General features: G+C 58.5%; 20 protein-coding genes. 17 read left to right on the forward strand and 3 right to left on the reverse strand.

Features of this window, described 5'->3' with window-relative positions; translation table 11 throughout:
* Positions 1–39: 39 nt before the first annotated feature.
* From ssb to FPL19_RS16865, 17 genes are all read left to right on the forward strand, one after another.
* On the forward strand, positions 40–540 hold the full coding sequence (gene ssb, locus FPL19_RS16780; protein WP_150914372.1) for a single-stranded DNA-binding protein: 501 nt from the start codon (positions 40–42) through the stop codon (positions 538–540).
* A gap of 323 nt (positions 541–863) precedes the next feature.
* Positions 864–2,216: a PilN domain-containing protein gene (locus tag FPL19_RS17690; protein ID WP_225314474.1), complete on the forward strand. Its 1,353-nt coding sequence runs from the start codon at positions 864–866 to the stop codon at positions 2,214–2,216.
* On the forward strand, positions 2,213–2,908 hold the full coding sequence (gene gspM / locus FPL19_RS16795; RefSeq protein ID WP_150914374.1) for a type II secretion system protein GspM: 696 nt from the start codon (positions 2,213–2,215) through the stop codon (positions 2,906–2,908). The genes FPL19_RS17690 and gspM overlap by 4 nt, the downstream gene beginning before the upstream one ends.
* Position 2,909: 1 nt before the next feature.
* Complete coding sequence (locus tag FPL19_RS16800) at positions 2,910–3,248, forward strand: hypothetical protein (RefSeq protein ID WP_225314475.1); 339 nt, start codon at positions 2,910–2,912, stop codon at positions 3,246–3,248.
* Entirely contained in the window at positions 3,245–4,975 is a 1,731-nt protein-coding gene (gene mshL / locus FPL19_RS16805; RefSeq protein ID WP_225314476.1) for a pilus (MSHA type) biogenesis protein MshL, read from the forward strand. The genes FPL19_RS16800 and mshL overlap by 4 nt, the downstream gene beginning before the upstream one ends.
* Before the next feature lies 1 nt (position 4,976).
* Positions 4,977–5,816, forward strand: a complete 840-nt coding sequence (locus tag FPL19_RS16810) for an ExeA family protein (RefSeq protein WP_150914375.1) — start codon at positions 4,977–4,979, stop codon at positions 5,814–5,816.
* Positions 5,813–6,952 carry a tetratricopeptide repeat protein gene (locus FPL19_RS16815; protein ID WP_150914377.1) on the forward strand — a complete coding sequence of 380 codons (1,140 nt, stop codon included), beginning with the start codon at positions 5,813–5,815 and terminating at the stop codon, positions 6,950–6,952. Before FPL19_RS16810 ends, FPL19_RS16815 begins: the two co-directional genes overlap by 4 nt.
* A 3-nt stretch (positions 6,953–6,955) precedes the next feature.
* Positions 6,956–8,740, forward strand: coding sequence for a GspE/PulE family protein (locus tag FPL19_RS16820; protein WP_150914379.1), 1,785 nt, complete (start codon positions 6,956–6,958; stop codon positions 8,738–8,740).
* On the forward strand, positions 8,740–9,969 hold the full coding sequence (locus FPL19_RS16825; RefSeq protein WP_150914381.1) for a type II secretion system F family protein: 1,230 nt from the start codon (positions 8,740–8,742) through the stop codon (positions 9,967–9,969). The genes FPL19_RS16820 and FPL19_RS16825 overlap by 1 nt, the downstream gene beginning before the upstream one ends.
* Positions 9,970–9,972: 3 nt before the next feature.
* Positions 9,973–10,557 carry a hypothetical protein gene (locus tag FPL19_RS16830; RefSeq protein WP_150914383.1) on the forward strand — a complete coding sequence of 195 codons (585 nt, stop codon included), beginning with the start codon at positions 9,973–9,975 and terminating at the stop codon, positions 10,555–10,557.
* Positions 10,558–10,591: 34 nt separating this feature from the next.
* Positions 10,592–11,119 (forward strand): type II secretion system protein, encoded by a 528-nt coding sequence (locus tag FPL19_RS16835; protein WP_150914385.1) that lies wholly within the window; start codon positions 10,592–10,594, stop codon positions 11,117–11,119.
* A 42-nt stretch (positions 11,120–11,161) separates the two neighbouring features.
* Positions 11,162–11,632, forward strand: coding sequence for a type II secretion system protein (locus tag FPL19_RS17800; RefSeq protein ID WP_318527397.1), 471 nt, complete (start codon positions 11,162–11,164; stop codon positions 11,630–11,632).
* Between the two features lie 146 nt (positions 11,633–11,778).
* Positions 11,779–12,258 carry a pilus assembly FimT family protein gene (locus FPL19_RS16845; RefSeq protein ID WP_150914387.1) on the forward strand — a complete coding sequence of 160 codons (480 nt, stop codon included), beginning with the start codon at positions 11,779–11,781 and terminating at the stop codon, positions 12,256–12,258.
* Entirely contained in the window at positions 12,255–12,764 is a 510-nt protein-coding gene (locus FPL19_RS16850) for a type IV pilus modification PilV family protein (protein ID WP_150914389.1), read from the forward strand. The genes FPL19_RS16845 and FPL19_RS16850 overlap by 4 nt, the downstream gene beginning before the upstream one ends.
* On the forward strand, positions 12,764–13,540 hold the full coding sequence (locus tag FPL19_RS16855) for a type II secretion system protein (RefSeq protein WP_150914391.1): 777 nt from the start codon (positions 12,764–12,766) through the stop codon (positions 13,538–13,540). Before FPL19_RS16850 ends, FPL19_RS16855 begins: the two co-directional genes overlap by 1 nt.
* Positions 13,530–13,943 (forward strand): hypothetical protein, encoded by a 414-nt coding sequence (locus tag FPL19_RS16860; protein WP_150914393.1) that lies wholly within the window; start codon positions 13,530–13,532, stop codon positions 13,941–13,943. Before FPL19_RS16855 ends, FPL19_RS16860 begins: the two co-directional genes overlap by 11 nt.
* Positions 13,944–14,227: 284 nt before the next feature.
* Complete coding sequence (locus tag FPL19_RS16865) at positions 14,228–18,580, forward strand: DUF6701 domain-containing protein (protein ID WP_150914395.1); 4,353 nt, start codon at positions 14,228–14,230, stop codon at positions 18,578–18,580.
* Positions 18,581–18,583: 3 nt separating this feature from the next.
* Here the strand turns inward: FPL19_RS16865 and ntrC are convergent, their stop codons facing one another.
* The 3 genes from ntrC to FPL19_RS16880 all read right to left on the reverse strand — a co-directional run bounded on the left by ntrC (position 18,584) and on the right by FPL19_RS16880 (position 21,928).
* A complete protein-coding gene (ntrC, locus tag FPL19_RS16870) occupies positions 18,584–20,011 on the reverse strand; it encodes a nitrogen regulation protein NR(I) (protein WP_150914397.1) in 1,428 nt (475 codons plus the stop codon).
* Complete coding sequence (glnL, locus tag FPL19_RS16875) at positions 20,008–21,090, reverse strand: nitrogen regulation protein NR(II) (RefSeq protein WP_150914399.1); 1,083 nt, start codon at positions 21,088–21,090, stop codon at positions 20,008–20,010. Before glnL ends, ntrC begins: the two co-directional genes overlap by 4 nt.
* A 307-nt stretch (positions 21,091–21,397) precedes the next feature.
* On the reverse strand, positions 21,398–21,928 hold the full coding sequence (locus tag FPL19_RS16880) for a DUF4124 domain-containing protein (protein WP_150914401.1): 531 nt from the start codon (positions 21,926–21,928) through the stop codon (positions 21,398–21,400).
* Positions 21,929–21,948: the final 20 nt, after the last annotated feature.

Raw genomic sequence — 21,948 nt, forward strand, 5'->3', positions numbered from 1 at the left:
ATATCGGGTCAACCGCTGACGCAAAATCAGGAGCGAACCATGGCACGAGGCGTAAACAAGGTTATTCTGATCGGCAATCTGGGGCAGGACCCTGAAACCCGCTATACCCCGAACGGTAATGCGGTGGTAAACCTGAACCTGGCGACCGATGAAAGCTATAAGGACCGCCAGACCGGTCAACTGGTGCCCAAGACCGAGTGGCACCGCATTGTCATGTTCGGCAAGATCGCCGAAGTGGCAGGGCAGTACCTGAAAAAAGGTTCCAAGGTCTATATCGAGGGCAAGCTTCAGACCCGCAAGTGGCAGGGTCAGGACGGTCAGGACCGTTACACCACTGAGGTGGTGGTGGATATCAACGGCCAGATGCAGATGCTCGACAGCCGTGGCGGCGAAGGCGGCGGTGCCAGTCAGGGCGCGCCTGCAGGACGCCCGCAACAGTCAAATCAGGCGCCGGCCCAGAACCAGCAGCCGCAACAACAGCCTTCCCAGGGCAGCATGCCCGAGCCCATTGATGATTTTGATGACGACATCCCCTTCTGACGCATTAATGGCCACAAAAAGCTCCGAATAATCGGAGCTTTCTTTGTTACCGACTTGCAAAACGTAGGTTAAATTTACAGAAAAACATGGAATTACAGTGAATAGTTCAACTATTATTCAGCTGTATCCACAATTGCTCATAGTTTGAGCGCTGAGGCTGGCCAGTGTTCCGAGGCTTAATAACAAGAATAACCGGTCGTTCTGATCGTCGAAAGCGGGTGTATCTTGAAGTCCGCCCGGACGGTATTGCGTGGGCGACGAGCGCCGATGATACCGGTTTTATTGAGTGCTCTCCGGCCAGGCGTGAGCAGGAACTCAGTGCTGTGGTCGCTCAGCACGGCTGGTCTGGAGCGCGAACCATACTGGTCCTGCCCCTGGACCAATATCAGGTCTTCCAGCTAGAGCGGCCCGAAGGTGTTGACGAATCCGAGTTGGGGGACGCCCTCAAGTGGAAGCTGAAGGATTTTCTTGATTTCAGTCCTTCCGACGCCGTATCCGATGTATTCCCATTCCCTGAAGATGCCTCCCGTGGTCGTGGTGACCTGGTCAACGTGGTGGCAGCCCGCAAATCCCTGGTGCTCGAACTGATCGAGCTGGTTGATGCCTGCGGCCTTGAGCTTGTCCAGATTGATATCGCGGAACTGGCCTTGAGCCACCTTGTAGAGAAGCTGGACCAGAACCGGCGCGGGGCAGCGTTGGTGCACATGCGCGGTCGCTACGGTCAGATGGTGGTGGGTAAGGGCAACATGCTCTACCTCTCGCGTCGGCTCGATGTGTCGGTTGATGATCTCCACGATGCCTCTCAACAGGAGAATGCGGTTCAGTCGCTTGCGTTGGAGATGCAGCGGTCCCTGGATTATTACGAGAGCCAACTTGGGCAGGTCCCGCCCGCTCGAATCCGTTTTGTTACACGGGATACCGCTCTGCCTCTTTCCTCCATGCTCGGCTCCTATCTTGCCAGCGGTGTGGAAGCATTGGAGTGGTCGGACCTGGGCCTGGAACGTGACATTGACAGCCGCTGTCTGACCGCCTGGAGTGCCGGACTTTCTGCGCCTGAAAGTCCGGACGTGCCCCAGCGAATCAATCTCTATACCGAAGAGCTGCGCCCGAGTAAGGAAAAACTTCAGGCAGGCACGGCCGCGATCCTTGCAGGGCTGGCTCTGGTTGTCATTGCTGTCGCTGCAGGGGTCGTGCGATACCAGCATGAGCAGCTCGGCGAGCAGGTAGCTTCCCGGGAGCAACAGGTTGAAAGCCTGCAGCAGTCGGTGGACCAGTTGACCCGGCAGGCAGAATCCCGGCAGCCGGACCCGCAGGTTGAAGCAGCATTGGCCAGGGTTAGCGAGACTCTTATCCGGCGGCAGCGTCTGCTGACCCAGGTTGAAAGCCTCATGTCCACGGCAACGGCAGGCTTTGCCGCGCCTCTGGAAGCCCTGGCGCAACAGGTGCCGGATGGTCTCTGGCTGACGGACATTCGATTGAACGCCCAGAGTGGCAACGTCGGGCTCAAAGGTCGAGCTCAGGCCGGTCGGTTGGTGCCGGCTTATCTCGAAGCACTTGGCAAAGAACCCGCCTTTCAGGGGAAGACCTTCGGGGCGTTCCGACTGGAGCGAAGTGAACAGGGCAACTGGATTGATTTCCGCGTCGCCACTGATCAGAGCGACGGAGGTAAACCGTGAGCCAGGGCCTGAAGCAGACATGGCAGAAAGGTGCCGACTGGTTTAACGAAAGACCCATTCGTGAGCGTGTACTTATTACCGCCACCTGTCTGGTGCTGTTGCTGGTTGTGGGTTGGGAGCTTGCCGTTACCCCCGTCGTTGCGACGAATGATGCTCTGGACTCGCGTTTGAAATCCCTGTCACAACAACAGCAGGCTCTGCTGGAACAGCAGCAAACCCTGACCGCCCGGCTGTCGTCTGATCCGTCACTGGAGCTGCGGCAGCGCCTGGAGGCCCGTCGGGCGAGGCTGGAAAGGCTGGATGCCGAACTGGCGGAAACCACCGGCCGACTGATTGCTCCGCGAGCCATGGTTACGCTGCTGCGGGATATCCTTGTGGCCCAGGACGAGCTGGAACTGGTGGGGGTGGAGCTGCTGGCGCCCACACCGATTTTTGATGAGCAGACCGGCAAGCCGGAGGACGCTGCTGCCGAGCCCGAAGCGACCAGCGGGCCACTGCTGTATGCCCATGATGTGGAAATCGTTGTGCGCGGAAGTTATCTCGACGTGCTGGATTACATCGAAACACTGGAAACCATGGACGACCGGCTGGGGTGGGTCTCGCTGAACTATCAGATGAAGGAATACCCCCGCAATGAAATCCGCATCCGTGTGCGCACACTGAGCCTCGACCGAGCCTGGCTGGGAGTCTGACATGGCATCTTTTCGCTTATCGCTGGCATGGATGCCCCTGGTAACTGCGCTTCTGCTGGTGTCGGCGCAGAGCCATGCTCTGCAGGATCCGACCCGGCCAAGCGGGTTTCGTTCAGCACCGGCTGAACCAACGCCTGCGCGCGCCTTTGATCTGGCCTCGATCATTATCGGCGCGGACAGAAAGGTGGCCGTCATCAACGGCAGACCCCGTCAGGAAGGGCAGACTTTTGAGGGTGTCCGCCTCAGGCGGATCTACCCGGATCGGGTGGAACTGATTGATCAGGGACGAGTACGCATTCTAAAGCTTGATACCCTTCCGCAAGTGCGGAGTTCGCAATGAAACAGAAACGAGCCCCTATGACACTGAACCAGACCTTCATCAGCCTGATCCTCGCTGGCGTTTTGGCGGGATGCAGCACCAATCCGCTACTGCGCTCCAGCCAGGCAACGTCCACGGATGCCGCCGACGCAATTGTCGATGAGTTGGCCCAGGCCGCTGAAGCAGAAAATGCGGAGCCGTCCAGCGGCAACAGGGGCGAGCCGGCCATGAACGAAGCCCTCAGTCAGGCGCTTTTGCCACCGCTGGCCAGCAGTGGCGGTGGTGAGGACCGGTTTGACGTCAATGCCAGCGGGCTGGCGGCGGCGCCCTTTTTTGAGGCCCTGGTTGAAGGTAGCCGCTACAACGTAGTGGTGTACCCGGGAGTGGACGCTCTCATCGATCTGCGTCTGAAAGAGGTCACGGTTCCGGAGGTCATGGATATCGCCGGTGATATCTACGGTCTGGATATCGAGCGCAACGGGCGCCTGTTCAAAGTGAAGTCGGGTGGCGCCCAGACGCGCATCTTTGCCATCGACTACCTGAGCTTCAAGCGTCGTGGCAGTTCCGAAACACGGGTCAGCTCGGGCCAGGTCAGCAGCTCCCGGAGCGGCTCCTCTGGTGAAGGTGTGGGCGGCTCCAGTCAGCAATCCGAGGCAACCAACCTGGTGGGCACACAGATCTCCACCGAGACCCAGTCCGATTTCTGGCAGGATATCCGGCAGGCGTTACAGATGATTGTGGGCACCAGCGATGGCAGCCAGGTCATCGTGAATTCCGATGCGGGGCTGGTCATGGTTCGCTCCGACAGCAGTGCCATGGCCATGGTCGATGAGTATCTGCGCCGCACCCAACTGATCATGCAGCGCCAGGTGGTGCTGGAAGCCAAGATTCTGGAAATTCAGCTCAATGAAGGCTATCAGCAGGGCATCAACTGGTCTGATATTCAGAGTGCTTCCAGTATCACTGCGTCTGACGGCCTGCCCCAGGATTTTACCGCCCAGGCCCTGGCTGGCCAGGCGATCCAGACCGCGGATATTGGCGGGCTGTTTTCCGCCAGTGTCCGGGCCGGTGACTTTACCGCCCTGATTGAGCTTCTGGGTGAGCAGGGTAACGTTCAGATACTGTCAAGCCCGAGAATCTCGACAGTGAACAACCAGAAGGCGGTAATCAAGGTTGGCACCGATGAGTTCTTCGTCACTGATATCGATTTTCAGGACGACCAGTCGATTAATGCCGCTTCTGACAGCACGTCCACCTCGGTGGAGCTGACGCCTTTCTTCTCCGGTATCTCCCTGGATGTGACGCCGCAGATCTCCGAGAACGGCACCATTATTCTCCATGTCCACCCCTCAGTCAGTGAAGTGAACGATCAGGAAAAACTGATCACCGTGGGCAACCAGGATGTCACTCTGCCCCTGGCCAGAAGTACCGTCCGCGAAACCGACAGCGTGATCCGGGCCGAGAGCGGCCAGATCGTGGTGATCGGTGGCCTGATCCAGAACAGCAGTGAGGACAGGAATTCGGCCGTTCCTTTCTTCAGTGAAATACCGGTCGTGGGTGAACTGTTCAAGCAGCGCCGCTTCGAATCCACCAAGAGCGAGCTGGTGATCCTGTTGCGCCCGGTTGTGGCCGGCGCTGAGGAAATGAGAGGCGATGTCGCCGCAAGCCGGGAGCGCATGAGCGTGCTTCGTGAGGTGCTGGAATCGGCGGAATCCACCATGCCCCAGGCTGCGGAGCCCAATCGCTAGCATGTACGAATCCCATTTCGGACTGCAGGAAGCACCGTTCGCATTGACGCCCAATACTCGCTACTTCCTGCGGGCGCGTAGCCATAATGACGCCCTGGAACTGCTGCTGGTGGCGCTGCGTGAGCGCGAGGGCTTTATTAAGATCACCGGCGAGGTGGGCACCGGCAAAACCCTGCTGTGCCGGTTGCTGCTCAATGAACTGGAGCAGGAAGCCTACACCGCCTATATACCCAACCCGCACCTGACGCCGGAAACTCTCTACGCCGCCGTGGCGGAAGAGCTGGGCGTGGACGTGAATACCTGCGCCAACACCCATCAGATCCTGAAGGCGCTGAACGAACGGCTGATCAGCCTCGCCATGGAACAGCGCCCGGTGGTGCTGGTGATTGATGAGGCCCAGGCCATGCCGGAAGAAACCATCGAAGCGCTGCGACTGCTCACCAACCTTGAAACCGAGAGCATCCGCCTTTTGCAGGTGGTGCTTTTCGGGCAGCCGGAACTGGATGAACTGTTGAAGCGTGACAGCCTTCGCCAGCTCAAACAGCGGATTACCTTTCAATACCACCTGGCACCATTGGACAAGGTGCTGGTTGCCCAGTATCTGCGACACCGGCTTGCCCAGGCCGGTTACAACGGTGGGGACTTGTTTTCGTCATCTGCCCTGAAGCTGATCACCCGATCGTCCGGAGGCATTCCCCGGCTGGTGAACATTATTGCTCACAAAGCCCTGCTGGCGGCCTGGGGCAAGGGCGACCGTCAGGTCGACCGTGCCCACGTGATGCTGGCCATCCGCGACACCGACAGCGCCAGGATGCCTGGCCTGTTTGCGAGGTGGATATGAGCCTGCTCAACAATGCACTGCGTGAAGCCGAACAGCGTCAGAGCCGCCCGGAAGTCGCGGGCGCCTATACCGGCGCTGTTCAGCAGAATCGTGAAGGACCGCCGCGCCTGATTTTTCTGTTGGTCCTGGTGATCCTTGTACTGGCCGGTCTCGGCGTTTACTGGTTTGGTATGACCGAGCCTGCGATACCGGAAAACCCCGCTGTTGTTGCTCAGCCTGACCCTGAACAGGGCCAGGTTGAGCGGACTGCAGTGGAAAAACCAGAGGAAGACGGGGCGGTGGCGCAGCAATCTGAAGCGGTGACCGAGCCTGAACCGGAACGTTCGCTTGAACCGGAGCCGGTCCCTCCGGAAACACCCGGCCAGGACGTTATTGTTGAGAGGGCGACACCGAAGCCCGAGGTAGCGCAGCAGCCTTTAGTCAGAGCGGCACCGCCTGAGCCGGAACCAGAACCAGAACCTGAAACGATCCAGGCAGAAACATCAGCTGCGAAAGCCCCTGAAATGAAGGCTTCAGAGGAGCCAGCGGCGTCCGACCCGCCGTCAGTGGTGAAAACAATCCCACAGACTCCGGAAGCGATTGACCGCAGAACGGCCCGGGAACTTGAAACGCTGCTGGCGAATGGGCAGATGACCCAGGCAGAACGCCGCCTGGCGGCACTGACGCAGACTCAAATGGCTCCGCTCAGCCGGTTTGTATTGGCCCGATCCTTACTGGTGGATGGCGATGTCGATCGAGCCCTGGACTGGCTTCCCCGGGACGCCGCGGCAGCGGATGCGAATCTGCGCATGCTACGGGCCAGAGCGCTTCATGCCAGTGGCGAGCTTGATGCAGCGGTGGCGACCCTGGAATCGAACGTGCCGGCCGTCGCCGAGCTGCCAGCCTATCGGGTGACCCTGGCAACGCTTCTGCAGCAGCAGGGGCAGGGCCAGGAGGCCGCCGCCCAGTGGGCGGAACTGATCGCCTGGGATGACAGTCGCGCGCCCTGGTGGGTGGGGCTTGCCATTGCCCTTGAGGATCAGGGAGAAGTCCGTGGTGCCGCCCGGGCCTACCGGCAGGCAGCTGAATTGCCGGGGCTGCCGCCGTCGCTGGCGGATTACGTCCAGCGCCGGCTAGCGTCACTGAGGGCAGGATAATCCATGGCTGAAGCAAAGAAAAAGATCCGTATCGGCGACCTGTTGGTTCAGAACGAGGTTATCACCGAGCAACAGCTGATGACCGCTCTGAAAGAGCAGAAAAATACCGGTCGCAAGCTGGGGCGCACGCTGATTGATCTGGGGTACGTGGAAGAGGACAACCTTCTCAATATCCTATCGAGTCAGCTGGATGTGCCTTTCGTTCAGCTTCGCCACTACCAGTTCAGCAACGAGCTGGTGAAGAAGCTACCGGAAGCCCTGGCCCGCCGTTTCCGCAGTATTGTACTGGCGGAGCAGCGCGGGGAGCTGCTGGTGGGCATGGCCGACCCGCTTGATATTTTTGCCTACGATGAGCTGGTTCGTGTATTGAAGCAGCCCATCAAACAGGCGGTGGTGCGCGAAAGCGAACTGCTCAGCACACTGGATCTGGTCTACCGACGCACGGATGAGATTGCGTCCCTGGCGGAAGAGCTGGAAGACGAACTGGGGGATGACGCCTTCGACCTGGCGGACCTGTCTGCCGAATCAGAAAGCGCGGAAGCACCTGTTGTTAAACTGCTTCAGACTCTGTTTGAGGACGCTGTTCAGGCCCGCAGTTCGGATATTCACATCGAACCGGACGAGACTGTGGTGCGGATTCGACAGCGTGTAGATGGCGTGCTGCAGGAGCAGGTGATGAAGGAGAAACGGGTCAATTCCGCCCTGGTCCTGCGCCTGAAACTGATGGCCGGGCTGAACATTTCCGAAAAACGGATTCCCCAGGACGGGCGCTTCAACGTGCGCGTGAAGGGCCGCAGTATCGACGTGCGGGTGTCCACCATGCCGGTGCAGTATGGCGAATCCGTGGTTATGCGTCTGCTGGACCAGAGTCAGGGCATGCTGAACCTGGAAAGTACCGGCATGCCGCCGATGCTGCTAGAGCACTTCCGACGGATGATCAAAAAACCCCACGGCATGATTCTGGTTACCGGCCCCACCGGTAGCGGTAAAACTACCACGCTTTACGGGGCCTTGACGGAACTGAACCGCCCGGAGGTAAAGATCATTACCGCCGAGGACCCGGTGGAATACCGGCTACCGCGGATTACCCAGGTGCAGGTCAATCCCAAGATCGGACTTGAGTTCGCCACCGTGCTGCGGGCCGCTTTGCGGCAGGATCCGGACGTGATTCTGGTGGGCGAGATGCGGGACCACGAAACCGCCGAGATCGGGCTGCGGGCCGCCATGACAGGTCACCTTGTGCTTTCCACTCTGCACACCAATGACTCGATCAGTAGCGCCATGCGCCTGATCGACATGGGCGTGGAGCCTTTCCTGGTGGCCAGCTCGCTGCTGGGCGTGGTAGCACAGCGACTGGTGCGCAAGGTCTGCGATAACTGCGTCGAGGCCTACGAGCCCACGGATCAGGAAAAGGTGTGGCTGTCCGGTTTTAATCTGGACCCGCTGGATCTGGAAGCGGGCTTTGTGCACGGCAAAGGGTGCTACCAGTGCGGCAACAGCGGTTATCGCGGACGCCTTGGCGTCTACGAAATGCTGGAAATGAACGAATCCATGCTCGATGCCCTGCGTCGACAGGATATTGCCCTGTTCACCCGCGAAGCCCGCGAGAGCTCGCTTTACCGTCCTCTGGGCCTTTGCGCCATGGACTTTGCTCTGCAGGGCGTGACCACCCTTGAGGAAGTCTCCCGGGTAGCAGCGACATCAGAAGGCGAGGTATCCCTGGAAGACGTGCCTGAATTGCAGGATGCAATAGCCAGCGAGCATCCGGCCCCGGGGGGAGGTAACTGATGCAGTTTAGCTACCGTGGCAAAGACAGCCGGGGCTCGACCCAGCAAGGTGCTCTGGCCGCACCCAATGCGGACGCCGCCGCATCCGAACTGATGCGCCGTGGTATTACGCCCCTGTCCATCCGCGAGGTGCAGCAGACTGAGTCCTTGACGGACAAGCTGTCGGAACTGCCCCTGTTCCGGAAAAAGATTTCCCTGGATGAACTGATCGTTTTTTGTCGCCAGATGTATGCCCTGACCAAAGCTGGCATTCCGCTGATCCGCACCATGCGAGGCCTGGCGGATACCACCCGGTCGCCGGAACTGGGTCGGGTACTGGACGACGTTACTACCCGACTCGAAGGCGGCTCCACCATGGCAACGGCCATGCAGGCGCACCCGAAGGTTTTTCCGGACCTGTTTATCGCTATGATTCACGTTGGCGAGAACACCGGCCAGCTGGATGATGCTTTCAAGCGGTTATCGGAGATTCTCGAGCTGGAACGGGATACCAAGCGGCGCCTGAAGCAGGCCCTGCGCTATCCGACTTTTGTGGTTATTGCCCTTTTCGCTGCGCTTATGGTGGTGAATTTTCTGGTCATTCCCAAATTTGCCACCGTGTTCAACAAGCTGGGCGCCGACCTGCCGTTTCTGACCCAGGTGCTTGTGGGCACCTCCAATTTTCTGCTGGCTTACTGGTACTTTTTGCTGGCGGCCATTATCGCCGGCTCCATACTGGTGAAACAGTGGAAGGCGACCGAACAGGGCCGCCTGATATGGGATCGCTACAAACTGAAAATGCCCATCATCGGGCCGTTAATTGAGCTGATCACCCTCAGCCGTTTCGCCCGCAACTTTGCCAGCATGCTGGCGGCTGGTATGCCGGTGACCCACGCCCTCAGCGTGGTGGCAGATGCCACCGACAATGCATGGATATCGAAACATATCAAAGAGATGCGTTACGGTATCGAGAGGGGCGAAAGCCTGCTGCGAACCGCAAGACACAGCAATATGTTCACACCCCTGATCCTGCAGATGATTGCAGTGGGTGAAGAGACCGGTTCGGTCGACGATATGCTGGTTAACGTTGCGGATTTTTACGATGAAGACGTGGATTACGGCCTCAAACGACTGGCGGAATCCATAGAGCCAATACTGATTGTAGCCATGGGCATACTCGTTCTGATTCTGGCGCTGGGTGTGTTTCTGCCGATCTGGGATCTGGGGGCGGCCGCCATGGGGCGGGGATAAACCATGGCAGGGCAGCGTCTGAGGGACTCCGGAGGCCTGAAGAGTGCCCGCTGGTTCCGGAACCTGGTTGCCGTGATCCTGTTGTTTGTTTTGTTGTGGTTCCTGCTGGACGCGCTGGAGCGGGAACTGCAGAGAGCCGAAGAGCAGGCCGTCGCCCTGGTGCTTAGCCAATTGCGCTCGGCACTGGTGGTGAAGGGGGCTGAGGTCATGCTTGACCAGCATGCCAGCCTGGCAGAGCAAGAGGGCATCAACCCTTTTGAACTGATGACCCATCAATGGGCTAACTACGCCGGGCAGTGTGGCGGTGACAGGCCGGAGCCAGGGGTCTGGTGCTTCAGGGAAAGGACACAAAAAGAAACAGTAAAGCCGGGCAGGGGGTGGTTAATTTACAACCCAAAGCAGCCGATGAGCATTCAGAGTCGGCAAACTGAAGGTGATGAACCCCTGGCCTGGAAAGTGGAAACGCAATTTTCAGATCGCAATGGAAACGGACAGCGCGAAAAAAACGAACGACTTACCGGTCTAAGGATGGTGCCAGTGTCGTTGACTGAAAGGTCGGCGAATGCGTCAAGTGAGGCGCTACGTTGATGTTAAACACTAAGATGCCGGGGGAATAGTGACCATGAAACAGATGAACAGACAAGACCAACAACGGGGTTTCACCCTGATCGAGCTGGTGGTGGTTATTTCCATCCTGGCGATTCTGGCGGCGTTTGCGCTACCACGGTTTGCGCAGCTTTCGGAGCAGGCGCATCAGTCCACGATTCGGGCTACCGCTGGCGCATTGGCGGCCGGTGTGGCACTGACGAAAACCCAGTGGGTTTCCAATGGATTTACAGCCGCGACCACGGATGTTCAGGGTTTCGGTAACGACAATGTGGATGTGAGTGGCGACGGCTGGCCGACGGCGACCAACGATAACACGAGTCCCGACATGACGGTTGCTCGCTGTCAGCAGGTGTGGGCCGGTGTTCTGCAATCGAACGCCCCCACGATTGCAGGCGCAGATGCCGATTACACGGTTACCGTGCAGCCAGACGCGGACGGCGACCCCGGTGCTGACTGTGTGTTCACCTATGAGCTGGATGGCCAGGGCAGCACGATTACCTATGACGCCGACACTGGCGAAATTAACACAACGATTAACTGATCAAACTTAAAGCCAATTGGCGAACGAAGACGGAGTACTCTTATGAAAGCGATGACAGCTATTGCAGCAAGAAAAGAAAAAGGTTTCACCCTGATCGAACTGGTCATGGTGATTGTGATTCTGGGGATTCTGGCGGCGTTTGCGTTGCCGCGGTTTGCGGATTTTGGTGGTGATGCACGTTCTGCATCTAGAGATGGAATTGCCGGGGCCATCAGGTCCGCTAGCTCCATCGCTCACGCGAAGTGTCTTGCATCAAGCACATGCTCGAATTCAGCCGCTACATCAACAATAACACTGGAAGGTGTGACGGTAGATATGGTGTACGGTTATCCCGCATCTGTTGCGGACTCGGGTGTTGGAATCGCGGGTGCAGCTCAATTGGATGGAGTCGATTTTGATGCATCAGCTGATCCGGTCACTGTGACGATCGCATCTGACTGCACCGTAACCTACACTCAGGCGACCTCGGAGACGGTGCCACCTGCGATTGCTGGTGATGAAACTTGCAGTTAAAAAGTTTAGTTCTGTAGGTCGGATTAGCGCAGCGTAATCCGACAAATCTGATCACCGTGCCACCCAATGTCGGATTACGGCTTCGCCTAATCCGACCTACGTTTTTTGCGTTGTGACTAGGTGGCATGGGGAATCCGGGAGGGGGCATGGGAACAAAGATCGCCCCGAGGGCATCGGGGTTCACCCTGGTCGAGCTGGTGATGGTCATTATTCTGATCGGCGTGTTGTCGGCGGTTGGAATTGGACTATTTGCAGGTCGGTCTGCCTTTTCTCCCTTGCTGGCTACCCAGCAGCTATCCTCGGCCACGCTGCTTGCTCAGCAGGCAGCGCTGGCAGGGAATGCGTCTGACACATTGACCATCCGGCAGACGAGTGACGAGCTGCTATTTTCAGCGGCCTCTTCCCAATTCAGCCTTCAGCGCAGCGGCGCCACCATGGCCTTCAGCGTGGGTGGCAATTCGTTCACCAACGTTCCTTCTGGCGGCGTGACCATCGGATTTGATGATCTCGGGCGAGTCGCATCCCCGGCGGCGAGAACCAGCATCGATTTTCGCATCGCCGGCGATAGTACCTTCAACCTTTGCCTGAGCTCGCTTGGTGCGGTCTTTGAAGGGACCTGCCCATGACTGGCCGGCAAAGCATCACGCGCTTTCAACGCGGTGCCACCCTGGTGGAGCTGGTCATCACCATTGTGATCATCAGCGTGGCAATTGCCGGCGTGGTGGGCGCCTTTGCGCTGATTACCGGGCGAAGCGCCGACCCGCTGAACCAGACCCGGGCGGTGGCTCTGGCGCAAATCTACATGGACGAAATTCTCAGCCGGCGTTACGACGAGGACACCCCGGTTGGCGGCAATCCCCGGCAGCCGGGCTGCGACATCGATACCGAAGAAGCCGATCGTTCGGATTACGACGATGTGGATGACTACAATGCCATCAGCAATGCCACGCCAGAGAACGCCGAGGGTACGGCGTTGGGGGCGGACTATGGCAATTTCCGTGTGTCTGTGACGGTGCAGTGTGCCGGTGATGAGATCGGACTGGCGGCGGACGAGGCCAAGCGCGTTGACCTGACGATCACCGATCCCAGCGGTCAGGACTATGGTTTCTCAGCGTACAGGGCGAATTTCTGATGACCCGCCAGACTGGCTATACGCTGATTGAACTGATCATGGTGATCGTGCTGCTCAGCATTGTGGCGACGGTGTCGGTGCGGTTTGTCGGCCTCTCCACACAGGGGGCGCTGGATACCAGTACACGCCAATTGCGGGCCTTGCAGTCGGTGGTGATCAGCGAGCAGCTGACCCGGGAGCTGCGGGCGGCCTTCCCGCTATCGGTAAGAACCAATGGTTCCTGCATTGAGTGGCTACCGCTGGAAGCGGGCACCAATTATCTCAGGCGCACCCGGGGCCCGGATTTTGATGAAATCGAGATTGCCGCTTTCGCCCAGCCACCTGCGACCGGGAATACCCGGGCGGTGATCTACGGTTACGGCACCAGTACCGGTGACCTGTATACCGCATCGGATCCTGGCCCCGTGTCGTCGACAATTTCTGCCATTAATAACACGGCGTCACCGGCAACCATTACCCTGTCGTCCAGCCATCGGTTCAATACCAACTCCCCGTCGCGGCGCCTTTTTGTGGTGGGCGAGCCGGTAAGTGTTTGCCAGAGCGGGCGTTTCCTGTATCGGTACAGCGGTTACTCGCCGAGCGACACCCAGCCGGAGCCGCCCTCCGGAACACCGGAAGTGCTGGCAGCCAGCCTGACCGGCACCGTGGATTTCCGCGTAATGCCGGCAACCCTTCAGCGTGCAGCAGTTGTTCAGTTCACGTTTGAGCTGGAAAGCCCGGACGGCGAAGAAACCACCACCGTCAGCCAGGAGGTACAGATCCGCAATGTGCCCTGACAGATTCCGGAAACACCAGCGCGGTGCAGGCCTGCCCATCGCCATCTTCGTGATTACTGCGCTGGCGCTGATTGTTGCGGGTATGGCCCAGCAGCAACAAAGTACGGGGTTGGCCGTCAGTCAGCAGATCCTGTCCCAGCGGGCGTTTTATGCGGCGGAAAGCGGGGCTCAGGCCGGTGTCACGGAGGCGCTTTATGGCAGTGGCTGTGGTTCTGTCCCGAGTTCATTAAGTTTCGCGCAGGCTGGGCTGACTGGTTGTAGCGCCGGTCTTAGTTGTTCTGCAGTGCAGGCTGATATTAGCGGTAGTCCCGCACCCGAGACGATTTATACCCTAGTCAGTGCCGGTCAGTGCGGGTCTGGTAGTGAACAGGCAGAACGAACAATTGAGGTGCGCGTGAGATGAGCGTTGTCAAATGTTACCTGTCGGGCCTGGCGATCGTTTTCGCTATTCTTTTGTCACCACAGTCATTTGCGGCCCAGTGCTCCGATGTCTTCAGCGCTTCGAATGGTGTGAATGATAATCTACAGGCCTCCGGCAACACACTTGACCTGGCTGACGTTAGTTGGAGTAACGGTTCGTGGCCACCTACTGGCGACTCAGTGTCAGGGGGGGGAAAGTATGTCTCCGGGAATCCGGGCGCAGATTATCAACTTGTCCTCCAGTCAAGTGCACAGACGGTCATTTTCGTGAATGGTAGCCTGACCATTGAAAGAGGGACTCGCCTAAATGCGGGTGGCTCCCCGAGTCAGTTGCTCATTGTGATCCGTGGAAGTCTTACGATTGATGGTGGCGGCAATAGCGCCCGCGACCGGGTGGTTATCAACGGTCTGCTCTATGCGGCGGGTTCCGCAACCATCGGAAGTAACGTTTATATTGAAGGTGCAGTCGCCGCCGCCGGCGCCGTTGTGACGGGCAATCGACCAATTGATTTTGAACCATCAGATGTCAATCCAGACTTGCTGGACGGGCTTTGTCAATCCGGCGCAGGGGCTGGCCCATTGCCTGTTTTCGACGACTTCGAAACCTACACCCCCGGCACAATAACTGGACTCAATGGCGGCACTGGCTGGGGCGACAGCTGGCAGGGAAGCAGTGGGCAGAGCATCGTTGATACCAGCGTTAATCCTCTTCTGTTTCAAGCAAGCAATGGTCTGAGTATTCGCTCGCTAACGACCCTTGAAATTGTCGGAAACAATAACCGGGTCGCCTCGCGCGCGTTGTCGGATGCTTTCTCGAGTGACCAGGTCTATCTCAGTATGCTGGTACGGTTCCAGGGCACGCCTGGCGACAATGATTTTCTGGGCTTCTGGGTTCAACGGCCAGGCTTCGGTGACTCGCCGCAGTTCGGGGTAAAAGTCAATGAGGGCGGCGGTGGCAACGCTGACTTCTTTGTTCGACTTGATACCAACGCCGCCTATTCAACGGATTTCCAGGCGGACCAGACCTACTTGCTGGTGGCCCGCTTTGATAAGAACAGCGGCGACTTCTTTGATCGGGGGCGTCTGTGGGTGAATCCCCAGTGTACCGATTCGCCACCGCCCACCCCTTCCGCGACCATTTTCCGCAACCCCAGTAACAAGGTCACAGAAATTACGGAGCTGGGCCTCCGTTCCGAGAACCTCGGTGGCGGGGAAAGCATACAGGTGGGCCAGGTGGCGGCTGGTGAGCGCTGGACGGACGTGGTCCAGTGTACCTGTTACCAGAATGGCCTCGAGGCCACTTTCTACAATAACTACCAGAGCAATCAGCCTTTCCCGGATTCCCCGGTTCTGACCCGTCTCGACCCCGGTGTGGATTTCGACTGGGGCAATGGTTCTCCGGACCCGGTGGTTGATGATAATGACTTTGCGGCTCAGTGGCAGGGGGCGATAGAGGTCCCTGAAACCGGCCTGTATGAGTTTCGCACGCGCACTGACGACGGCGTCCGTCTGTGGGTTGAGGATCTGACCTTTGGTGCCGCTATCATTGATGACTGGAACGACCAGTCAGCTGCCAATAACACCAGTGATGCTATCAGGCTCGAGGCCGGCCGTCGCTACGCTATCCGCATGCAGTTCTATGAGAATGGCGGTCAGGCGGTGGCGGAGTTGCAATGGAACAGACCGGGGGGAGGCGGCTTTGAAATCATCCCCGAGCAGAACCTTTTTGCCTGTCTGCCCGTGTCGGCACCGGTCCTGCAGTCTGCGTCGGCAGTGTGCGGTGCTTCCGATCTCTTGCGGGTAAGCTTTGACCAGTCATCGCGAACCCGCATGCTTGATAGCGCTTCCGTTGAAAACACCTCGTTCTACTCAATAGAAGCGGTTGGTTCAGGCGATAGCATCAGCGTGGCATCGGCCTCGCTGGAGTCGTCCGGTTACAGCGTTCTGCTGAACCTGTCGACGCCCCTTTCAAGCGAGGAAAGCTACCAGATCACTGTATCGGATATTCAGGATGTTGGCGGCGTTGTTATGTCGCCGAACCCGGCAACGGTTGAGTTTGAAGCGAGCAGCACCGGGCTGAGTACCTTTTACTGGAACAATCGCGATCTCAGTGGTCCGACTGTGGCCCAGGAGGTTTCCGCCACCATTGATGAAAATTACGGCAATGGCAGCCCAATCCCCGGCACAGTGAACAATGATCGGTTCTCTATCCGCTGGACCGGCTTCATTGTGCCCTCTGTAACCGGGGATTATCGCTTCAGGACACGAACTGACGACGGCGTGCGGCTCTGGGTCCAGGACCTGAGTAACCCCATCATCAACGAATGGGTCGATCAGTCACCCACCAACCATGAATCTGGCGTACTCACTCTTCAGCAGGGTCAGGCCTACGCTCTAAAGATGGAGATGTACGAAAACGGCGGTGGTGCGGTGGCGCAATTGTTCTGGGACACCCCGGAGTCGAGCGGTTTTGAGATCGTGCCGGCGTCAGCTCTGTTTAATTGCCCCGAGGCCGCTGATGCCCTGGATCATTTTCGTATTATCAGTGGTGGCAATGCCGTTACCTGCAGCCCAGCCCCAGTGACTATTCAAGCCAGCGATGCCAATGGTCAGCCGGTCACGGATTACACCGGCGCAGTGGATCTGACTACCTCCACGGGTTTTGGAGACTGGTCGTCTGGCACGGGTGCCGGTGGCGCGTTGGTTCGCGGGCCCGGAAACTCCGGCAGGGCAACCTACAGCTTCTCTGCGGCAGACAGCGGCGTGGCTACGCTCAACCTTCGACATACCCTTGCGGATACGGTTAACGTCAATGTCACTGAGGGCAGTATCGGCGAACTTGCCTCTTTTGATCCGAATATTGTCTTTGCGGAAACGGGATTCATTTTTCATCAGGCCGGTGATCTGACCAGCCGGATCCAGAACCTGGTCGCGGGCAAGGATTCTTCAATTGCTCCTGGCAGTCAGGACCTCCGGCTCACGGCCGTGCGAACCAATGACAATACAGGAGCCTGCGAGGCCTTTCTGACTGGCCCCCAGAGTGTTGAAGTGGGCTATGCCTGCGACAGTCCGGGCACCTGCGCACAGACGAACGCACTTCGGGTCAATGGGCAGACGGTGGCCTCCAACAACAGTGGCGGCACCGGCAATACCGGAATCGTGAGCCTTGATTTCGGTGACAGTTCGACTGGTTCTGCAGCGTTTCTGCTCAACTATGCCGATGCCGGTCGAATCTCCCTGTTCGCCCGCAAACCTCTTCTCGATGCGGACGGCAACCCCACTGGAGGAGAAATAGCGGGTAGCAGCAATGCGTTTGTGTCGGTGCCCGCCGGCTTCTGCATTGCCGCCACCGATGCTAACAGCTCATGCACGGGCGATCTGGCCAGCTGCTCTGTGCTTACCAGTGCCGGCAGTGATTTTCCCGTCAGCTATCGAGCTGTCGCGTGGCAGCAGGCGGGAGAAAGTGGTGCCGAATTCTGCAGTGGTAATCCGGTGACCCCGGCCTTTGAACGGCTCAATATGAATATAACGCAGGAGCTGGTTGCGCCGGTTGGCGGCGAAGCGGGCACTTTTACCCCGCAACAATCGACTTTTTCGACTGGCGGAGGTGGCACGTCAGATCAACTCCAGCGCATCAGCGAAGTCGGTGTATTCAGGATCCGAATTCCCGACGGCCAATCGTATCTGGGAACGGTCTTACCCGGAGGCGAGAGTGCACCCGTGGGCCGATTCATACCCGCAAGCTTTGCCGTAACACTGGCAACGCCCGGGGAGATAGGCCCCGCATGTACTGGATTGCCCGGCTTCACCTATACCGGGCAGGACTCCGATTGGCAGGTGCCGCCCAGAGTTCTGATTGCCGCACTTAACGAGCAGGCGGAGCTGACTGCAAACTATACTCGTGGAGATTTCCAGAAGCTCCAGGCAGGAGACGTGCTCAGGGCTTTGCCTGCCACGGACTCCTCTCGCCAACAGGCGGATAACACGGGTCTACTTGATGTGATTGTCGCAGCCCAGCCCGCAAATCTTTCGGCCGTAGCGTCGACCCCGGGTCGGATGGCTTACGAGTTTTCTTCGGCAGATACCCTGACCTACCCCAAGACCAAGGCCTCTCTGGTCGCGCCTTTCAATCCCAGCCTGGCTTTTGCCATTAATCAGGTTGTTGACAGCGATAATGTCAGTGGTGCCACCAGCCTGCCGCTCGGCTTCGAGCCAGCGGCTAATCTGGACATTCGCTATGGACGATGGTCGATGGAGAACGTGTACGGGCCTGAGACCATCTCAGAGCTGGAAATGCCTTTCGAGGCACAGTACTGGGTCGGTGACCGGTTTGAACTGAACGAAGCGGACAACTGCAGTGTCTGGGATACGACAAACATTACCGGCACGACCGACCACCACAGCCTGGTGGCGGCTTCCGGCACTGTTAGTAATGGTGCCGGCGGGCCATTGGTGCTTGAGCCTGATGGCAGCCAGGGAACAGACACGCTGATCTGGGAGGTGCCCGCGTGGCTCCAGGATTTCTGGAACGATGCAGCCACGTTGCAGAATCCCGCGGCCACCGCCACCTTCGGCGTCTACCGTGGCAACGACCGTGTGATCTACTGGCAGGAACGCTAGCCGCTAGTCTTCCTCGGTTTCCGGGTGGTCCATATTCAGTTCGTTGATCTTCCGGGTCAGGGTATTGCGGCCCCAGCCCAGCAGGATGGAGGCATCACGGCGGCGACCGCCGGTGTGTTTGAGAGCGGTTTCAATCATGATGCGCTCGAACTCTGGCACGGCCGTGTCCAGAATCGACTTTCGTCCTCTCTTGAGTTCCTGTTCCGCCCAGTTGCGCAGGCCATCCTGCCAAGTCTGGCCGGTGGCGGGGGCTTCGGCCTGTTGCATCAGCTCCGGCGGCAGGTCATCAATGTGAACTTCGCGGCCGCTGGCCATCACCGTCAGCCAGCGGCAGGTGTTCTCCAACTGGCGGACGTTGCCCGGCCAGGGCAGGGTGGTCAGGTATTCTTCCGCTTCCGGTCGCAGGATTTTGGTTTCAACCGCCAGTTCCTTGGCCGCCCGTTTCAGGAAGTGCTCCATCAGCCTGGGGATGTCCTCCCGTCTTTCTGCCAGCTTTGGCAGGTGCACGCGGATCACGTTCAGGCGGTGAAACAGGTCTTCACGGAAAGTGCCGGCCTGAACCAGCTTTTCCAGGTCCTGATGTGTGGCGGCAATAATGCGCACGTCGACTTTGATGGCCGTGGTGCCGCCAACCCGGTAGAACTCACCGTCCGCCAGTACACGAAGCAGGCGGGTCTGTGTATCGGCAGGCATGTCGCCAATTTCATCCAGGAACAGGGTGCCGCCGTTCGCCTGCTCGAAGCGGCCCTGGCGAGCGGCGCCGGCACCAGTAAAGGCGCCTTTTTCGTGGCCGAACAGCTCTGACTCGATCAGGTCCTTGGGAATGGCAGCCATGTTCAGTGCAATGAACGGATGGTTGGCTCGGGGGCTGTGGTTGTGCAGTGCCTGGGCCACCAGTTCCTTGCCCGTGCCGCTTTCCCCGTTGATCAGCACCGTGATATTGGAGTGGGACAGTCGTCCGATGGCACGGAAGACTTCCTGCATCGCAGGCGCTTCGCCAATGATCTCGGCGTTGCGCTGGTTGCTGTCCACCTGGGGCTCGGTTGTGGCCCGCCGTTCATGGCTATGGGCGACTGCGCGTTTGGCCAGGGCCACGGCGTCGTCCACATCAAACGGTTTGGGCAGATATTCGAATGCGCCGGTCTGGTAACTGGTGACCGCACTCTCAAGATCGGAATGTGCAGTCATGATGATGACGGGCAGATCCGGAAAGCTCTCCACAATGCGCGATAGCAGGGTAATGCCATCCACTCCCGGCATGCGGATATCGCTGATGATGGCGTCAGGCTGCTCGTGATCCAGCCGCATCATGATGCTTTCGCCACTGTCAAAAACCCGGGGCTGCATACCGGCCTGGTTCAGGGCGCGCTCCAGCACCCAGCGAATACTGCGATCGTCGTCTATGATCCAGACGTTTGCCGGTTGGGTCATTGTTTGTCCTCCAGAGGCAGGAAGATGATGAAATCGGTTTGGCCGGGCTCGCTCTTACATTCCACAAGCCCGTGATGTTGTCCGATGATGCTTTGGGTGATCGACAGTCCCAGGCCGGTACCGCTGGCCCGGCCGCTGATCATCGGGTAGAAGATGTTCTGAAGCAGATCAGCGGGAATGCCGGGGCCGTTGTCGATGACGTCCACACGGCAGACCAGCCGGTGCCTTCGGTGCCCGATGGTAAACTGGCGCAGGGCCCGGGTGCGGAAGCTGATGGTGGGCGGCTCTTTCCGGTTGCTGTCTGACTGGTTTTCGAAAGCGGCTTCCATGGCGTTGCGGGCAATGTTCAGAAATGCCTGGATAAGCTGTTCCTTGTCGCCCTGGAATTCCGGAAGGCTGGGGTCGTAATCCCGATGAAAATTCAGTCGCCCACGGCTTTCGGCCTCCAGCAGGGTTCTTACCCGCTCCAGCACCTCATGAATGTTGGTGGCTGCCAGTTTGGGGGCCTTGTTGGGGCCGAGCATGCGGTCCACCAGCGATCGCAGCCGGTCGGCTTCGTCGATGATTACCTGGGTGTATTCTCGCTGGTCCTCGTCGTCCAGTTCCCGGTCCAGAAGCTGGGCCGCGCCGCGAATCCCGCCAAGTGGGTTCTTGATTTCGTGGGCCATGCCCCGCACCAGAATACGGGTGGTTTCCTGTTGGGAGATGATGTCCTCTTCACGACTGATGCGAAGGAGGCGATCCCGGGGCTGAATCTCGATAATCAGTTCTGACGGGTCGGGGCTGACGGAGGTCACCGAATAGTCGACGGTCAGTCTGGATCCGCTGGCCAGAATAAATTCTGCCTCTCGACGGGTGTAGCTGTGCCCGGTTTCGGCGGCCGCATGCAGGGTTTTCAGAGCGTCTTCGGAGTCTATCAGGATATCGCTGATGGGCGAACCGATACTCCGGGTGACGCTGGTCTCGAACAGGCTTTCAGCGGCGGGGTTGAGGTAATGCACGCACAGGTTGCCTTTCAGCACAAGAATCGCCGTGGTCAGGCTGTCCAGGATGTTCTTGTACTCCGCCGGTAACGCCATGTTCTGTCCCTTTCCGATTGGCACCCCGAATCACATGTGATCAAGTGCAAAAAGTCACCCAGGATCAGGTGCAAAAAGCGAACCACTTTAAGAAAATAGGATCCGGGGATGCGCGTTTAGCGGGCATATGCGCTCCAGGGCGATCTGTTACGCCGTTGGTTAGTGCAAATGTCTTATTGAATTGGAAAAACGCTCTGATATCCGCCCCGTCAAGGAACAGAGTATGGCCAGTTTATGGTGCGCGTGCACCAAAATAAAGCACAGCAGTCATCGTGCGGGGGATCAGCAGGTGGTTCGTCAGGTCAGATCAATTCTGTACGCTGGGCTGATGAACGGTAAAGCTGATGGTTTCGCCGGGTTTAATGGTAACGCCGTCGCTGTCCACAATGCTCACGGTGGCCTGGTGGGTGCCACGGTAGACGTTGTTCACATTGATTGTGCCAGATCTCGATTGGCCCACGGGCTGGCCGTCCAGGGCTACCTCGTACTTGTGACCGTTCCTGAGCCCAGGTGTGCTGGTGACTTCGAAGGAAACGTTGCCAGCACCGCGCCAGAAAGCCTGCTGATCGTTGGGAGAGAGAAAACGCACATCAGAGTAGGCGGCGCCTTCGGTCTCTACTTTTTCCCGCAGTTCTTCCGGCTCGCGAACGGCTTCCGGTTTCGGCAGCGTAATGGTGGTAACGGGTTTGACGTCCACGCGTTCAACCGGAGCATTGCCGGATGGCTCGTCCGTATAGGTCACATTGCCCTGGGCGTCCACCTGCCGGTAGATATCGGCTGAGACAGGAGCAGATAGCAATACTGCGATGCCGGTTACAAGAGTGAGCCTGCGCGTCATACGACCAACCTTTTGTTGAT

The organism is Marinobacter halotolerans, from assembly GCF_008795985.1.
GTDB lineage: Bacteria > Pseudomonadota > Gammaproteobacteria > Pseudomonadales > Oleiphilaceae > Marinobacter > Marinobacter halotolerans.

What these genes read in the sequence shown, in the direction of transcription:
- FPL19_RS16835 (WP_150914385.1), top strand. Translation starts at nt 10,592, where the DNA reads ATGAAACAGATGAACAGACAAGACCAACAACGGGGTTTCACCCTGATC.
- FPL19_RS16820 (WP_150914379.1), top strand. Translation starts at nt 6,956, where the DNA reads ATGGCTGAAGCAAAGAAAAAGATCCGTATCGGCGACCTGTTGGTTCAG.
- FPL19_RS16855 (WP_150914391.1), top strand. Translation starts at nt 12,764, where the DNA reads ATGACCCGCCAGACTGGCTATACGCTGATTGAACTGATCATGGTGATC.
- FPL19_RS16880 (WP_150914401.1), bottom strand. Translation starts at nt 21,928, where the DNA reads ATGACGCGCAGGCTCACTCTTGTAACCGGCATCGCAGTATTGCTATCT.
- FPL19_RS16830 (WP_150914383.1), top strand. Translation starts at nt 9,973, where the DNA reads ATGGCAGGGCAGCGTCTGAGGGACTCCGGAGGCCTGAAGAGTGCCCGC.
- FPL19_RS16860 (WP_150914393.1), top strand. Translation starts at nt 13,530, where the DNA reads ATGTGCCCTGACAGATTCCGGAAACACCAGCGCGGTGCAGGCCTGCCC.
- FPL19_RS16815 (WP_150914377.1), top strand. Translation starts at nt 5,813, where the DNA reads ATGAGCCTGCTCAACAATGCACTGCGTGAAGCCGAACAGCGTCAGAGC.
- ntrC (WP_150914397.1), bottom strand. Translation starts at nt 20,011, where the DNA reads ATGACCCAACCGGCAAACGTCTGGATCATAGACGACGATCGCAGTATT.
- FPL19_RS16825 (WP_150914381.1), top strand. Translation starts at nt 8,740, where the DNA reads ATGCAGTTTAGCTACCGTGGCAAAGACAGCCGGGGCTCGACCCAGCAA.
- FPL19_RS16800 (WP_225314475.1), top strand. Translation starts at nt 2,910, where the DNA reads ATGGCATCTTTTCGCTTATCGCTGGCATGGATGCCCCTGGTAACTGCG.
- mshL (WP_225314476.1), top strand. Translation starts at nt 3,245, where the DNA reads ATGAAACAGAAACGAGCCCCTATGACACTGAACCAGACCTTCATCAGC.
- FPL19_RS16850 (WP_150914389.1), top strand. Translation starts at nt 12,255, where the DNA reads ATGACTGGCCGGCAAAGCATCACGCGCTTTCAACGCGGTGCCACCCTG.
- FPL19_RS16845 (WP_150914387.1), top strand. Translation starts at nt 11,779, where the DNA reads ATGGGAACAAAGATCGCCCCGAGGGCATCGGGGTTCACCCTGGTCGAG.
- glnL (WP_150914399.1), bottom strand. Translation starts at nt 21,090, where the DNA reads ATGGCGTTACCGGCGGAGTACAAGAACATCCTGGACAGCCTGACCACG.
- FPL19_RS16810 (WP_150914375.1), top strand. Translation starts at nt 4,977, where the DNA reads ATGTACGAATCCCATTTCGGACTGCAGGAAGCACCGTTCGCATTGACG.
- ssb (WP_150914372.1), top strand. Translation starts at nt 40, where the DNA reads ATGGCACGAGGCGTAAACAAGGTTATTCTGATCGGCAATCTGGGGCAG.
- FPL19_RS17800 (WP_318527397.1), top strand. Translation starts at nt 11,162, where the DNA reads ATGAAAGCGATGACAGCTATTGCAGCAAGAAAAGAAAAAGGTTTCACC.